Genomic DNA, 13,986 nt, shown 5'->3' on the forward strand with positions numbered 1-13,986 from the left:
GAAACGCCGACAGAAAACAACAGGCCGAGGAAACCCCTGTCTCACCTATCGGGCTGTTCAGGGAAGATTTTTGTAGCTTCGGATGATACTTATCGTATGGATGTTGCATTAGTCGCAATACTGGGAGAGAAAGTCGATACCCGATTGTTGAATTTAGCAAATCAGTTTGCAACGGGAACCGAGACCGAGATCGTCGTCTGTAAATTCATTAATGAAGAGAACTATCAAAACGATGTTAAGGAGGCATCGAGGAAGGGCCACCAAGCACCGAGTTCCGAGTCGATCAAAGAGGAAGCGGAGAAGACGGCACGCGAGGCCGCGGAACGCGTTTTTGATGCGGATGTCAATTACTCGGCACGCGGTGCCGTCGGGCCGCTCCCCAAAGAGGTTCTCGAGACCGCGGCTGACCTCTCCTGTGATCACCTCTTCATCACCGCGAAGCGCCGATCGCCCGCCGGAAAAGTGCTCTTCCGCGACGCGGCGCAATCTCTCATGCTCAAGTTCGACGGATCCGTGACCGTGAACTTTAATCACGAGTGAATCGTTTGACCAACTGACGCAGCCATACATGTCGCTATCGTGAGACCCGGGTACATCAGCTACCAATGAAAGCAATCATTCAAACAGACGAGCGAGAACTGTCCGTACAGGATGTCGAACAACCGACCATCACGAACGAGCAGGTCCTCATCGAAGTGACGCATGCTGGGTTGTGCGGCAGTGACGTGCATGCATACCTTCAGAAGGGCTTTGATTGGGTAAAGATGCCCCGTATCATGGGTCACGAGTATACCGGTGAAGTAGTCGAGACTGGAACTGATGTCTCGAACGTCGAAGTCGGTGCGCAGGTCGTCGAAAAACCGATTCATACATGTGGCCGTTGCTTCCAGTGCCAGCAGGGACTCGAGAATATCTGTCAGGACACAGTGAAGCGGGGGTTCGAAACCGACGGCGGATTCGCGGAGTATGTCGCCGTCGACGCGGACTACGTGAAAGAGATTCCCGAGACGATCCCGTCCAGACACGCGGCGATAACGGAACCATTGAGCGTCTCTACCCGCGCTGTCTACGATCGTTCCTCAGTGAAACCGGGGAACACTGTCCTCGTCCAGGGTCCCGGTCCGATCGGAATACTGTGTGCGTCCCTCCTCGATTCGATGGGGACGGAAGTGATCGCGACGGGCTTAGCAAACGACACGAAGTGCCGATTGCCGGCCTTGGAATTGCTCGGAATCGAGACGCTCAATATCGAATCCGACTCCGTGCGCGACTATGTGGACGAAACGACAGATGGGCTAGGCGTTGACGCCGTGTTCGATACGACGGGTCACAAGAGCGGACTCGAGTCGGCAACGGAATACGTGCGAAAGGGCGGAGAAATCATCGAGGTCGGTATTCCCTCCGAACCGAGCGAGATAGAGACGGCTCCGCTAGTCAGAGGGGAAATCAATATCAAAACGTCGTACAGTGCGCTGTGGTCGAACTTCGAGCAGTCTATACGCGTCCTTGAGAACGCTAGTCTCGACCTCGACGAACTCATCACAATCTACAACATCGACTCTGCTGAGAACGCATTTGAGGACGCCCACAGCGGAGAAGTGTGCAAACCCGTCTTTGTGTTCTGATCGAGCATGACCTGTCGGATGATCAGTGTGTGTGTGTCAATACGGCGGCGCTCCGAAACGGAAGCGAATACTTGCGCCCGTACAGGTTTGTGTGGCTCGAACGGAGAGTGGTGTTTGAAAGGCGACTGCAGAGACTGACTCTAACGGCGAGGCGTTCCGTCAGCTGTCGTGGCCACCAACAATTACTCTATAGCCTTCCTACAGTCTGTAATTCTCGCTCACGGTGTGCTTTGAACCGCGCTGCTGTCGTGGGATCGATGTAAGATCCGTTTAGTTGGCGCTATAGATGGCAATTCCCGTCGGGAATATCTCGACGAGGCCGGAACTACGATTCTTCTCGCTCTAACCGCCGCACGTCAGAGAGAACTGCACTCGCGGTTTCAGGCCCACCTGCGCCTTGACCGGAGAGGTTTAGCGTACCGGAATGTTCCGTTTCTAACTGAACGGTGTTGACCGTCCCGGACACGGCGAGTGAACTGTTCTTGGTGACGAGTCGTGGCCCGACACGAATCGTCCCCTCGGTGGAAACCTCTCCGAGGAGCCGAATGGTTCGGTCGTCCTGTGCGGTGACCTCGAGTGCGCTCCCAGGTAAGCTTTCGATTCCGTTTACTTCCGCGTCGGCGAGCGTATAATCACCGTCTTTGAGAACGTTTGCAAGGATGACACATTTCAGCGCCGTGTCCGTCCCCTGGACGTCGAAGGACGGATCGGCCTCGGCGACACCGAGATCTTGGGCTTCTGCCAGAATGTGCTCGTAATCGAGTCCTTCGGTTCCCATCCGACTCAGGATGAAGTTCGCCGTTCCGTTGAGAACGCCGCGAACGGAGGTCACCTCGCCGCTGTGATCCGCAATCGTAGACAGGACGGGGATAGCGCCGCCAACAGTGGCCTCGAATAGCATCGTCCCGTCGCTACTCCGTTCGATTTCGCGCAGTTCGGCGTATCGCTGTGCGACTGGGCCTTTATTCGCGAGCACGGCGTGACGGTCGCGTTCGAGCGCAGTTCGGACGTGCGAGAATCCGGGCTCGGCGTCATCGAGCGTCGTCGGCGTCGCTTCGATTAGCACGTCGTAGTTCGCCGCGAGTGCGTCCTCGATCGCCTCGCTACCAACCTGGTCTCGATAGCTTTTGCGAGAGAGCGCTTTCTCGACGGCAATGCCATCCGCGTCTACCGCAGCACTTGTCGAATCTGCAATAGCAACGATCTCGTGATCGTCTTTGCTCGCGAGTTTCAGGACCGATTCTCCAACTGCGCCGACGCCGAATACTGCGAGTTTCATTGGTCTTCCTCCATTGCCGGTTCGATGAGTTGTAGGTCTTTCTCGTCGGCGATCGACCGAATGGCTTTGAGGATCTGTTCCGAATCTCCTTCCCGTGCAGATAGCCGCAATTGCGCGCTCGAAATGTCCCCCTTTTCCAGTGGCGTGGAAAGAGCGATATCGGTGATCGATGCACCGCCGCTCTCTTGGATCCGCTGTAGCGTATCAGATAAATCGGTATCGACGAGATGGCCTACGAGAACCACCCTCAACTCCCCCTTGTATTGATCTGATCCCGCTTCGATGACATTAACACCGGCGGATCGAAGTGAATCGACGATAGATGTAAACTGGGTCGGAGTTGCTTCCATATCGACCTCGACAGGAATGTGTCCTCGAGGCGTAATATTCCCTCGCTCATGGAAAATAGACAGTAAATTACCTCCCTTATTTGAAATAGGTCGGAGTGCTCGTAACAACTCCCCTGGCTTATCAGCGAGTTCAAGACGAAGCGTATATGGGCTAACCTCATTTTCGGTATCACTCATCGACAAACACCTGATCTATCGTTCACAGACCTAATACTACTATGCGGAAGGTGTACGTTCTGATGCCCACAAATATTGCCTTTTCTAACTACGGCTACACTATATCTATTTTATGAAGATTAGTATAATGTTAACTTTAATCATATGTGTGAATATTATAGTAACAACTGAAACCCTTCCCGCCGATTGCACGATAGCTGTGCGATCGGGTGTACAGTGACTTCCAGTGGCTACTATACCAGATCCGTTCGGCGGAGACCATCGTTTTCCATCGGCAGGGGTCTGAAGTGAGTATCGAGGTTGTTCCCACCGGTATCGGCTGCCCATGTGTGGGCAAAACACTCACGAACCGCTACCCCTTTATATTTGCTTTTCATACTGGCCGGCAATGAAGGGCCACGCCGCTGCTCCCGCTGCGGGAACAATACTCTGTGCTTTTGCGACAGGATACGGGGCTGCATTCGGTATCGACAAATACGGCACTGCAACCGTGGAACTCGATGATTCCGGGGATATTTATGGGGAAGTAGCGGATAAGCCAGACATGGATACACGTCTCATCGAGCGATGCGTCGAACGATGTGTGGAGCGGTTCGGAGATAACGAAGGCGGTGTCGTTCGAACTGATAGCGATATTCCAATGGCCGCCGGCCTCAAATCATCGAGCGTCGTCGCGAATGCGGCGGTGTTAGCGACGTTAGACGCTCTCGATGTCTCTATCATAGACACGACTGATCAAAATGCCATGTATAGCGATGGAGGTCAACGACTCATTTCCGGTCAGGATGGGACTGTTGACGATCTCGAGCAGGACGGACAGGCAGTCTCGCTCCTGACAGCGACTCGCATCGGTGTCGAAGCAGCACGCGATGCGAACGTGACGACGACGGGGGCATTCGACGATGCAACGGCGTCGATGTTCGGTGGTGTGACAGTTACGGATAATTTAGAGGACGAACTCATTACGAGGGATACCGTCGATTGGGATGTTCTCGTCTGGACTCCCCCCAAGCAAGCGTTCAGTTCCGAAGTTGATCACGACCGCTGTAAGCAACTCGCTCCGCTCGCGGACGAAATTCTCGACCTCGTCTCGAGAGAAAAATACCAGGATGCAATGATGATCAACGGGTTCGGGTTCTGTTCGGCACTTCGATTCACCTGTGAACCGATCGTCGAGGCGCTTCCTGCGACGAAGGGCGTTTCACTGTCTGGTTCGGGTCCAAGTTTCGTCGCTGTTGGAAAACGGGACGACCTTGAAGAGGTGAAAGAAAAATGGGAACTTCGGGAAGGATCAGTTTGGTTTACGAAAACTGTCGAGAGGGGAGCGCATATTCTCGATAGCGCATGAGGAGTTAGTCGGTCGTTCCGGGGTTGAAACAGCCAGCTGATGGAATGTCGTTTTTCAGTTCGTCGAGGCGGGCATCGGCCCACGTTCCGTTGTACCACAGCTTCCTGTGGAGACCGTGTTTGCCACGGGGAGTACTACAGTCAGGACAGAGCTTCAGATGCGGATAGAAATCGACCTCTCCGGTCCATCCACAGTTAGCACATTCGTGATGCCTGTGGAACACTTCTTCGTCATCGTAATATACCCGAATCAGTTGTCCCTCCTTATCGCGGATCACTTTCTCCTCCTCCTCGTTATGGTACTGCATTGTTTCATATTACGCCAGATACCACAATAAATCGTTTGGTGTGTAATCCAATAGGTATTCATTCGATCCGATGAGGAGACAAATATTAGATAGTGTACTATATAACTAGCAGCTAACTGATTCCCCGGATACTAACGGACTCCGCGCGATTATTTCCGTAGCGGCATGACAGTGAACGATTCGTTCGGAAAGCGCGCCACCGATGGTACAGCCTTGCTCACTTGCGTCTCAGTCGGCCACAGTTCATCAAACGATTTGCGCCCCATCACGTACTGCTGCCGTCTCCACAACAGATCCTTTGCGGAGTTCCCAATACTGTCGGACCTTCTCTAACGTGCTCGTTTTCCCGACCGCAATATAACTTGGTCCCGTTCCAGAGACAGTAACGCCGTTCGTGAGCGGAAGCGCCTCGACGATCGGTTGGCTGGGGAATCGGAGCGCGGAGCTAAAGGCGAACCCGTTGAGCATCATCGCATCCGTGTATCTCTCCTTTTGGATCAGTTCGAGAATTTGGTCCGCGATAATCGTTAACCGTTTGCAACGTTCGTAGTCTATCTCCCCACTCATTAGCTTTGCAGGAAGCCAAACGAGGACGTCCCACTCCGCTTGATCGCGTTGAATAATCTCATTCTCGATATTATCCGTAACAGTAATTCCCCCGAATAGCGAGGCCGTTGCACTGTCGAACGTACTCGGTATAATAACGTCCGAATCTTCGGTCGCCGTTACTGCAAGCTTTGCTACGTCAATCAGCGGGAGCGAATCGCGTGATTCGTGCGACCCCGAAGTATCAGACGTATCCTGAGCCGAACCCTCTCCAATTGACATACCGAGCGCATCCACTGTTGCTAATACGACCGCGTTAGCAGTTGCACTGGTCGCGTTCAGACCGGAGTTCAACGGGACTTCAGTTTCAACATACACGGATCCACCCTGGTTATCGCCAACGGTTTCAATACATGCCTCCAGACATCTTTCAGAGAGATTCGATAGGCTTTCCGAGCCGTTTTCAGTAGTGGAGACTTCGCTAGAAATCGAGCCAGAATCGTTAAGTTCCACCGTTGCAGTACTGTACATATCGATCGCAAACGCAGATCCGAAACCGTTGGCAAGTGGACTGAGTATCGTCCCGGCAGCGGGTGCGGTCGCGTGACCCTTCATTGCTATTCTATTTTGTTACCACGCATAAAGATATACTGGTTCAAACGGTCCGTACGTTAGAGTTACAGATCGCGGAAATATTCGGCTTCCGTTCTCCAGCGTAGTAACTGTGGCCGCCATCCGTTTGACGTATTTTGGTGTTCCTGGGATTGTAACGGACCAGAGCGCGACGAAACTCGGTTCTCAGACGATCATTGTGATCGCTTCGCCGTCGAATGTCAATGGATGGCGAGCGGCAGGAATAGGGCAACGAGGTCTCCACGTCTCGGAAACGTCTTCACGATCACCTTCGAGGTCTTCGGCTCAACGTCGTTGATATCTCGATGACAAGTCGATATTCCTATAAAAGAAACGGAATTTATCGTCAGTAGCTCTATTCCTCAACTGGTCTCAACATCGGCTGTTTGTTTTCGGCGGCAATATCGCTCCAGGCGACAGTCTCTGATTCGACAATCGCCTCCGCCACGAGCGCAGGATCGCCGAGCACAGAGCCGGCGGTGTACTCCGGCGGCCGTGACTGCTCATTCCCAGGTGCCTCGCCGACGGGATTTGCGCAGGGGCCACTCGCCGATCCGACAACGATCCGGCCGACCATCCCGAACAGTTCGAGAGGTGTACACATGATATCGTGGACGCCCTCTTGTTCAAATGTATAGTACCACGCATCGCCACCTGGTAGAACGGTGCCAAGTAGGCAGGTGTCTTGTCAGGTACCCGCTGGTTGTACCCGAATGCAGGATGGTAGGCGTTGACGTTGTGATGTGGCGTCGCCATGTTAAACTTGACCGTGTCGCCAGGTTCAATGTACAGCCCTGTCGGCTCGAAATAGAATTCTGGAATCGGGGGGTTCTCTCGCGGTTGGAACAGCAGATCAACAATATGGTCGACGTCAATCGATGCTGATTCGTCAGCAGTTACCGTCGCTCCAAAGCGTGCGTCAATAGTCATTTCTGAATTGTCCTCAGTTCCATTTCCATTTCCGTTGCCGTTCCTACCATCGCCATTGCCACCAGAGCTAGCACATCCGACAGTTTCCACTATGCTACCGATACCGAGTGCAGCAAGGAATCGACGGCGATTCGAGTGTTGATCGTAGTTCGCTTCCCCATCTTCGTCTGACAGTAAATGTTTGTTCGCAACGACCTCATGCCCATTGAGGAGACGAAAAACTCAGTGCCGTCCGAGTGAGAGATCCAGAGAGTAAAGAAAACGTATCTAGATGATCAGCGATCGACAGCGAGTTGACCTAGTTCTCGTTTGTCAGCTCACGTTCCGTGGCACCGTCTAGTTAGCGCGGTTTGAGAAGTGAGCAGGTCGTAGAGTTAGTTTGGAATGATGCTTGCAGACCCGCTCAGCGAGAGCTACGCGGCGGAATTTGATGAATGTTGGGAGCGTGAACGGACGGTGACGCCCGTCAGGGCGTTCGCCGTCCGACTCCACGCGACCGGTTGTTCGCTTCGAGAGATACAATCGGCTCTTCGCTTGATCGGTGTAGAACGCTCTCATCAAACAATCTGGCAGTGGGTACATCGGCTGGCTGACAGCGGGTGCGACCCGCCGACGTCCACGAGAGCGGAGCTCTCGTGCGGCCCATCAGAACGCTTCGCGTTCTGAGGACGGCAAAGCCGTCAAGGGTCGCGGTTGACGAGACCGCTGTCAAAATCAATGACGAGTGGTCTTGGTTGGATGCTGCAATAGACATCGAGACAAAGTTGATTCTCGACGTCGCTCTGTTTGGTTGGCACGGCACCGATCCAGCGGCTGCGTTTCTGCATCAACTCAAAGAGAAACACGATCTTTCGGAGGCTATGTTTCTCGTCGTCAATTCGGCTATCGGACTACCCTTTCTCGATTAGGTTCGAGCGGTCAGGTCAGCTATACCGAGCAAAACCTTCTCGAAAAGTGGTTTCGATCGACATAGTCGAGGCGGACACTTAATCCTAATCGAGAGAGGATAGCCAAACAGCTAGTACCATCAACAAGAAACTCAGCGTCGGAGAGACGTGTTTTTCGACGAATCCATGCAGAAACGCAGCAGTTGATCGGTGTCTCGTCGTCCAAAAAGTGCTACATCAAGGATGAGTTTCGCATCAATATTTATTGAGTATGCATCCAAGATCGGTCGCCGTTAGTCTTGACAGCGGTTTCATCAACCGCGATCCGCGACGGCTTCGCCGTCGGCAGGTCTGGCACGCTGCAGCCAGCGATATACCCAGTGCCAGATTGCTTGATGAGACCGTTCAACGCTGAGTGTGCAAAGAATTGCTTGTGTTTCTCAAAGCGAACAACCGGTTGCATGAAGCTGGACGGCGAACGCCCTGATGGGCGTCGCCGTCCGTTCCCGTTCTCAATATTCATCTAATTCCGCCGCGTAGCACTCGCTGCGCAGGTCTGCGAGCATAGTTCTAACCTCACTCTCTGACCTGCTTGTTCCTCAAACTGGGCTAACTAGAGGGTGCCGCTGTCTAGATTATTTCAGATGTCTTTCGATTTCCTGGAAAGCGGTTCTCCTGTTCCTGAGTTAAGTACATTGAACTCCTGTGATTGCTGTGGAAGACTAAAGCCGTTGTCTCTGTCGATAAGCCAGTAGGTGATAACGATCCCTGGGTCGGCGTCCGTCCTGTGGGATACCAAATATTTACGGGGTTACCATCGACGAAATAGTGGTTCTAGACATTTGTGAACGGCTTTCCCTTCTTAACGATGTAATTTAGCAGTCGTCAGTACAAGTCGATTGATTTACTAAGTCCAATCATTGAGATGGGAGCTAGACAGGTCATAGCGTCAGTTCTAGTTCATACTCATTAACAATACCTTTCAGTACCTTTGGTAACTCTTCTCGGAACTCTTCGTCAGGCATACTGTTCTTCGGGCCAGAAATACTGAACGAACCAATTACCTCGCCACTAGGGGCTCTCGCAGGAACGCCGATAGCTCGGATCCCCTCGACGTTCTCGCAATCGTTGAAGGCGACTCCTGTTTCTCGAACCTCCTCTAGTTCGTCTAGGAATTCATTCGGTGAAGTGATCGTGTTCTCGGTTTTACGTGGCATTCCCTGCTCACGGAGGATTTCCAGCACCGTTGATTCCGGATAGAATGCAAGAATTGCTTTTCCTGCAGCCAATGGATGCAAGTGCGCGCGTTGGCCAGCGTCAGTGTGCATCCACGGCGGGTGATCACCTGAGTACATATGAATAAATACGCCTTGACCATGCTCTTCGACAAAAAAGATAGCACGATACCCGGTCTCTTCAACAAGCTTTTCTGTATATTCGTCAGCAAGGACGTATCCTTCTCGTCGTCGCTGGGCATATTTACCGAGTTGGAGGAAGCGCATACCAAGGTGATACTCGTCTCCCTCTGTGACGACGAGCTCATTTGCCTCCAACGTGGCGAGATGAGAGTGAACTGTACTCGTAGACATTTCTAAATGGTCAGCCAGTTCCGAAACCCGAGCCCCATCGAGTTCTCTGACCGCATAGATGATTTGTACTGTCTTATCAATAGTTGACAAGGTTGACGTTGAACTCATGGTCGATATGCAACATCTTAGTATATAAGATACAGTATTATAGGATTAGCGCTTACTACTCTATCCCCCATCCCTTATTATAATCAATGATATTGCCGTGCAGATCCCTTCTACAATATAAATTCCAATATTACCGGATGAATACACGAGATCGAGAATACGCCACGCATCAGGGTAAGATCGCTATATTGTAGCCTTTCACCGATTATTTGGTATGCCAAAACGGTACACAGGATCGCGCCTGGAAATCGGTATTATAAAATTGTAATTCATACGGCTCGAATTCGTTGAGCTTACCGCGCGCTGAAGCATGAGCGCAATCAGAGCACATATAAGATCCACTTATCTTGGATAAGATTGTTGAAGTGCTCGAAAGATCCATATCGAATTATTTCGCTAAATAGCACGCAGACTGGCCTGAATTCCGCTATTCCCCCAGCTAGTCTACTACTTAAGTGTATATAATATCCAATATTAGCGTATCTACCCTCTCACTTTATCCTCTCTAATATCAGGGATACAGGAGACATACCCTCTAATCCATAATATCCCGTAAAACAAGTGTACAATCTTGAGCAACATTTATATGGAATAGTCCTGGATGGGCGATTGTGAGGTATGAAAGACCACAACACGGCTGACGGTACGATTAACCACAGCCGACGTAACATGCTACGGACGACTGCAGCAGTCGGTGCAGCAGGATCGCTTAGCATACTGGGTGGCTGCTCATCTCTCGTTCAGTCTGGAAACGGTGGACAGCTCCAGATCTACGGGAGCGAAGGTGCACTGTACATCCCAGTCTACGACTACGGGATGGATAATGGCGTCTGGGAAGAACACGATGTCAACATTAACCAGAACGTCGTTGGCTTCGGACAGTTCACACGCTCGTTCACGGCAAACCAGACATCGGCCACGAGCTTTCCGACGCTCAGTAGTATCCAGAATATAAACGACAGTGAGGACTTGGTCGTCATCGGGCCCCACATGAACATCATCTCCCAGACGTTTGTCCGAGAAGACTCTGACATTGAATCCGTTAACGATATCGAAGGACGGACTCTCGGCATTCCACCCTGGGGTTCCACAAATACACTTACTAACCAAGCAATGTGGGGGAGTGTCCTCGACTTCGATATGGAGGAGGACCCAGAGGAGGTAATTTCCACAGATCCGCCAGCACTGTGGAATCTACTCGTTGAAGACGAGGAAATCGATGCCATGGTGAATTTCACCGGCTTCGGTATCCGCGGGCTGGCCAATCCAGATGTTCGACCTATCTTCGATCCAGTCGAGGTCTGGCAGGACGAAACAGGTTACGCCCCGCCAGTAACGAGTATGGTCTGTGAACGGGAGTGGGTGGAGTCGAACCCCGACGAAGCTCGTGGCCTTGTAGCTGGCTGGAAAGACGCTGTTGACCTCTTCCGAGACAACGTTGAGGAGGCAATCAACGAGTATGGCGAATTGGCTGGGCTCCAAGACGAGGACGAGATAGAGGTCGTCATCGATCAGGTCGAACAAGAACGGGTCTTTGAGCAGGAGTGGAGCGAGGATTACATTGACAGCAAGTGGCAGCTCATTGAGTACGTCCATGAACACGGTGGCGTTGAATCCGTCCCTGACATCGATGAGCATGCCTACACCAATGAGGACCTTGAGGCCCTGTAATCCACAATGGCGAACTGGACAACTACACTGACGAACTGGACAAACGATCATGAGGTGATAGCCTCACGGATCGGCAACAGAACCATGTTCGCCCGGCTTGGAGGTCTTGGCTTGGTTCTAATAGGATGGCAACTGCTTTCGCTAGCATTTAATCCGAACCAGTTTCCAGGCCTCGGTCTACTGGCGACCAACGTGTACGAAGTCGTTTCCGGAAGCGGTCGATACGATCCCATCGCGAACTACGGGATCACCATCGCGCGAATCCTCCTTGGATTCGGTGCCGCGATGACTGTTGGAACCACCGTTGGTATCCTGATGGGTACGAACAAATTCCTCGATGAGTACCTGACGACGCCAGTCATGATCTTCATGTCGTTCCCAGCGCTCATCTGGGCATTTCTGGGTGTGCTCTGGTTCGGCTTGACGACGTACTTGGTTCCCGCGTTCACGATCTTCATGATCGTCACCCCATACGTGATTGTCAACGTCTGGGAGGGCGCAAAAGACGTCGATGCCGAACTCGTAGAGATGGCGACTACGTTCGATGCATCGACGGCACAAGTCTGGCAAGAGGTTTATCTGCCTCATCTACGGCCGTACCTCTTGTCAACGGCCCGCATCGCATTCTCCCTTTCTTGGAAGATTTCACTCGTCGCAGAAATCTTCGGGACAACTTCCGGCGTCGGTCTCATCGTGGACTACTACTACCAGACCTTCCAGGCCAATATGATCATTGCATGGGCGCTCCCGATAATGTGGCTGATATTCGGTGCTGAGCGCCTGCTCCGACTGTACGAACAGCGCCTCTTCGAGTGGCGCCCCGCGACCGAATCCGAAACGATGGAGGAACCAGGCGTATGACAATTGAGATCCAAAATCTCTCGAAACAATTCGAGCAACCCGATGGCGGACAGCTTGAGGTCCTACAAGATGTTGATCTGGTCGTCGAAGAAGAATCGTTCACAACCATTATGGGGCCGTCTGGCTGTGGGAAGTCGACGTTGTTGAACATCCTCGCGGGTCTCGTTTCACGCGATAGCGGAACGATAACCCGTGATGGGGAGCCAGTTAACCCAGCCTCATTATCGTACGCTTATATCTTTCAAGATCCGCGGCTACTCAAATGGCGGACAGTCCGGCAGAACATCTCGTTTGCACTGACAGCCAAGGGCATCCCTGAATCCGAACACGACACCAGAATCGAAGAGAGTCTGGAGATGGTTGGCTTGCTCGAGAACAAGGACAGCTACCCTCTCCAGCTTTCTGGCGGACAGCGACAGCGTGTCGGTATTGCTCGTGCGCTCGCAGTTGATCCCGATGTTTTGCTGATGGACGAACCGTTCAGCGCGCTCGATGAACTCACAGCGCGACAGCTCCGCAGAGACGTCCTCGACCTCTGGCAAGAGACCGGAAAGACGGTTCTGTTCGTGACTCACAACATCAGTGAAGCCGTCTATCTATCAGACAAAATATTGTTCATTGATAACGATGGACAGATCTTCAATCGCGCGACTATCGACGTTGAGCGCCCGCGCGAATTCGAGGCTCCAGAACTGGTCGAGCTCGAGACAGAGCTGATGAATCAGTTCTTCGGCCATCTCGAAGGAAGCACGGAGGAAGAATCTGAGGAGTTACTGGAGGAGATGGAATGATGCGAAAGGTCGTTGCCGCGGGATGGATCTCCCAAATAGCGATCCCCATCGCTGCCTTCGTCGCTATGTGGCAACTCGCTGCAATGGCGATCGCCAATCCAGCGACTCTACCAACGCCAGCACACGTCTTTTCACTGGCGATCGAATTCTCACTCCAGCCCGGCCCACGCGGCTATACGGCTATCTATCATCTAGAACGGACGTTCCTCCGGGTCCTAATTGCGACAGTCATCGCGCTGTCGCTCAGCGTCGTCTTCGGCATCCTCATGTGGCGTTCGGAGACAGTTGAGGCAGTCCTCTCGGACTGGCTTCCGTTCTGGATGACGATCCCGACGGTCATCCTGATCCTGATCTGCATGATCCTCTTCCAGTTTAGCACGATGTCGGTTATCGTCGCTGTACTGGTTGCAGCGACGCCATTCGGCATCGTAAATCTCTGGGAGGGGATGAAAAGCGTCGACACTGGCCTACTTGAGATGACAGCCGCATTCGACGCCTCGTCGTTTCAGGTCTGGAAAGACGTCTATGTCCCGCACCTCTCACCGTACATCTTCGGCACATTCCGATACATCCTCGGAATGGTCTGGAAGATCGTCGCATTAGCAGAGGTGTTCGGCATCCAGTCAGGAATCGGCTCAATGTTCCGATACTGGTACTCCCAAGGTAGGATTGACGCGCTGCTAGCCTACTTACTGGTATTTGTCCTAGTAATGTTAACCATCGAGTATGGTGTATTGAAGCCGGTCGAATGGCGGACGTTCAAATGGAGGGATTCCAATGTGAGCTAACGATTTTATCGGTCACTCACTAGAGACCGAGCTCGCCACTCATGCATCGAGGAGTACAGTCTACGTAGAAATACCCGCAAGATACGCGATCCAACG

General features: G+C 52.4%; 13 protein-coding genes and 1 pseudogene. 8 read left to right on the forward strand and 6 right to left on the reverse strand.

The features are described from left to right. Positions 1-96 precede the first annotated feature (96 nt). Entirely contained in the window at positions 97-540 is a 444-nt protein-coding gene (locus FEJ81_RS22130) for a universal stress protein (RefSeq protein ID WP_138247363.1), read from the forward strand. A gap of 65 nt (positions 541-605) precedes the next feature. Further along, positions 606-1,625 carry a zinc-dependent alcohol dehydrogenase gene (locus FEJ81_RS22135; RefSeq protein ID WP_138247364.1) on the forward strand — a complete coding sequence of 340 codons (1,020 nt, stop codon included), beginning with the start codon at positions 606-608 and terminating at the stop codon, positions 1,623-1,625. Between the two features lie 325 nt (positions 1,626-1,950). Here FEJ81_RS22135 and FEJ81_RS22140 read toward each other — a convergent pair whose 3' ends face one another. Together FEJ81_RS22140 and FEJ81_RS22145 are read right to left on the reverse strand one after the other, a co-directional pair. Then, positions 1,951-2,904: a homoserine dehydrogenase gene (locus FEJ81_RS22140; RefSeq protein WP_138247365.1), complete on the reverse strand. Its 954-nt coding sequence runs from the start codon at positions 2,902-2,904 to the stop codon at positions 1,951-1,953. Then, positions 2,901-3,431 carry an amino acid-binding protein gene (locus FEJ81_RS22145; RefSeq protein WP_138247366.1) on the reverse strand — a complete coding sequence of 177 codons (531 nt, stop codon included), beginning with the start codon at positions 3,429-3,431 and terminating at the stop codon, positions 2,901-2,903. The genes FEJ81_RS22140 and FEJ81_RS22145 overlap by 4 nt, the downstream gene beginning before the upstream one ends. A 388-nt stretch (positions 3,432-3,819) precedes the next feature. Here FEJ81_RS22145 and FEJ81_RS22150 point away from each other — a divergent pair, with 388 nt between their 5' ends. Beyond that, entirely contained in the window at positions 3,820-4,779 is a 960-nt protein-coding gene (locus FEJ81_RS22150) for a shikimate kinase (RefSeq protein WP_138247367.1), read from the forward strand. A 4-nt stretch (positions 4,780-4,783) separates the two neighbouring features. Here FEJ81_RS22150 and FEJ81_RS22155 read toward each other — a convergent pair whose 3' ends face one another. The 3 genes from FEJ81_RS22155 to FEJ81_RS24025 all read right to left on the reverse strand — a co-directional run bounded on the left by FEJ81_RS22155 (position 4,784) and on the right by FEJ81_RS24025 (position 6,869). After that, complete coding sequence (locus tag FEJ81_RS22155; protein ID WP_138247368.1) at positions 4,784-5,086, reverse strand: hypothetical protein; 303 nt, start codon at positions 5,084-5,086, stop codon at positions 4,784-4,786. Between the two features lie 246 nt (positions 5,087-5,332). Next, the gene (locus FEJ81_RS22160; protein WP_138247369.1) at positions 5,333-6,247 is read right to left on the reverse strand and encodes a shikimate kinase; all 915 of its coding nucleotides are present in this window, start codon (positions 6,245-6,247) and stop codon (positions 5,333-5,335) included. 373 nt (positions 6,248-6,620) lie between these two features. Further along, on the reverse strand, positions 6,621-6,869 hold the full coding sequence (locus tag FEJ81_RS24025; RefSeq protein WP_229504833.1) for a hypothetical protein: 249 nt from the start codon (positions 6,867-6,869) through the stop codon (positions 6,621-6,623). A 710-nt stretch (positions 6,870-7,579) separates the two neighbouring features. Between FEJ81_RS24025 and FEJ81_RS22170 the strand changes: the two are divergent. Then, positions 7,580-8,162: pseudogene (locus FEJ81_RS22170) on the forward strand (IS6 family transposase); the annotation flags it as partial. A gap of 861 nt (positions 8,163-9,023) precedes the next feature. Here the strand turns inward: FEJ81_RS22170 and FEJ81_RS22180 are convergent. Beyond that, the gene (locus FEJ81_RS22180; RefSeq protein WP_138247370.1) at positions 9,024-9,779 is read right to left on the reverse strand and encodes an IclR family transcriptional regulator; all 756 of its coding nucleotides are present in this window, start codon (positions 9,777-9,779) and stop codon (positions 9,024-9,026) included. A 618-nt stretch (positions 9,780-10,397) separates the two neighbouring features. Here FEJ81_RS22180 and FEJ81_RS22185 point away from each other — a divergent pair. The 4 genes from FEJ81_RS22185 to FEJ81_RS22200 are packed head-to-tail and all read left to right on the forward strand — an operon-like array spanning position 10,398 to position 13,890. Then, entirely contained in the window at positions 10,398-11,450 is a 1,053-nt protein-coding gene (locus FEJ81_RS22185) for an ABC transporter substrate-binding protein (RefSeq protein WP_138247371.1), read from the forward strand. A 6-nt stretch (positions 11,451-11,456) separates the two neighbouring features. Then, entirely contained in the window at positions 11,457-12,311 is an 855-nt protein-coding gene (locus FEJ81_RS22190) for an ABC transporter permease (RefSeq protein ID WP_138247372.1), read from the forward strand. Further along, entirely contained in the window at positions 12,308-13,102 is a 795-nt protein-coding gene (locus FEJ81_RS22195; protein WP_138247373.1) for an ABC transporter ATP-binding protein, read from the forward strand. The genes FEJ81_RS22190 and FEJ81_RS22195 overlap by 4 nt, the downstream gene beginning before the upstream one ends. Next, positions 13,099-13,890 (forward strand): ABC transporter permease, encoded by a 792-nt coding sequence (locus FEJ81_RS22200; protein WP_138247374.1) that lies wholly within the window; start codon positions 13,099-13,101, stop codon positions 13,888-13,890. The genes FEJ81_RS22195 and FEJ81_RS22200 overlap by 4 nt, the downstream gene beginning before the upstream one ends. Positions 13,891-13,986 lie beyond the last annotated feature (96 nt).

This window comes from Natrinema versiforme (assembly GCF_005576615.1).
GTDB classification, from domain to species: Archaea; Halobacteriota; Halobacteria; order Halobacteriales; family Natrialbaceae; genus Natrinema; species Natrinema versiforme_A.

What these genes read in the sequence shown, in the direction of transcription:
- FEJ81_RS22130 (WP_138247363.1), top strand. Translation starts at nt 97, where the DNA reads ATGGATGTTGCATTAGTCGCAATACTGGGAGAGAAAGTCGATACCCGA.
- FEJ81_RS22155 (WP_138247368.1), bottom strand. Translation starts at nt 5,086, where the DNA reads ATGCAGTACCATAACGAGGAGGAGGAGAAAGTGATCCGCGATAAGGAG.
- FEJ81_RS22150 (WP_138247367.1), top strand. Translation starts at nt 3,820, where the DNA reads ATGAAGGGCCACGCCGCTGCTCCCGCTGCGGGAACAATACTCTGTGCT.
- FEJ81_RS22145 (WP_138247366.1), bottom strand. Translation starts at nt 3,431, where the DNA reads ATGAGTGATACCGAAAATGAGGTTAGCCCATATACGCTTCGTCTTGAA.
- FEJ81_RS22185 (WP_138247371.1), top strand. Translation starts at nt 10,398, where the DNA reads ATGAAAGACCACAACACGGCTGACGGTACGATTAACCACAGCCGACGT.
- FEJ81_RS22180 (WP_138247370.1), bottom strand. Translation starts at nt 9,779, where the DNA reads ATGAGTTCAACGTCAACCTTGTCAACTATTGATAAGACAGTACAAATC.
- FEJ81_RS22160 (WP_138247369.1), bottom strand. Translation starts at nt 6,247, where the DNA reads ATGAAGGGTCACGCGACCGCACCCGCTGCCGGGACGATACTCAGTCCA.
- FEJ81_RS22200 (WP_138247374.1), top strand. Translation starts at nt 13,099, where the DNA reads ATGATGCGAAAGGTCGTTGCCGCGGGATGGATCTCCCAAATAGCGATC.
- FEJ81_RS22190 (WP_138247372.1), top strand. Translation starts at nt 11,457, where the DNA reads ATGGCGAACTGGACAACTACACTGACGAACTGGACAAACGATCATGAG.
- FEJ81_RS22135 (WP_138247364.1), top strand. Translation starts at nt 606, where the DNA reads ATGAAAGCAATCATTCAAACAGACGAGCGAGAACTGTCCGTACAGGAT.
- FEJ81_RS24025 (WP_229504833.1), bottom strand. Translation starts at nt 6,869, where the DNA reads ATGTGTACACCTCTCGAACTGTTCGGGATGGTCGGCCGGATCGTTGTC.
- FEJ81_RS22195 (WP_138247373.1), top strand. Translation starts at nt 12,308, where the DNA reads ATGACAATTGAGATCCAAAATCTCTCGAAACAATTCGAGCAACCCGAT.
- FEJ81_RS22140 (WP_138247365.1), bottom strand. Translation starts at nt 2,904, where the DNA reads ATGAAACTCGCAGTATTCGGCGTCGGCGCAGTTGGAGAATCGGTCCTG.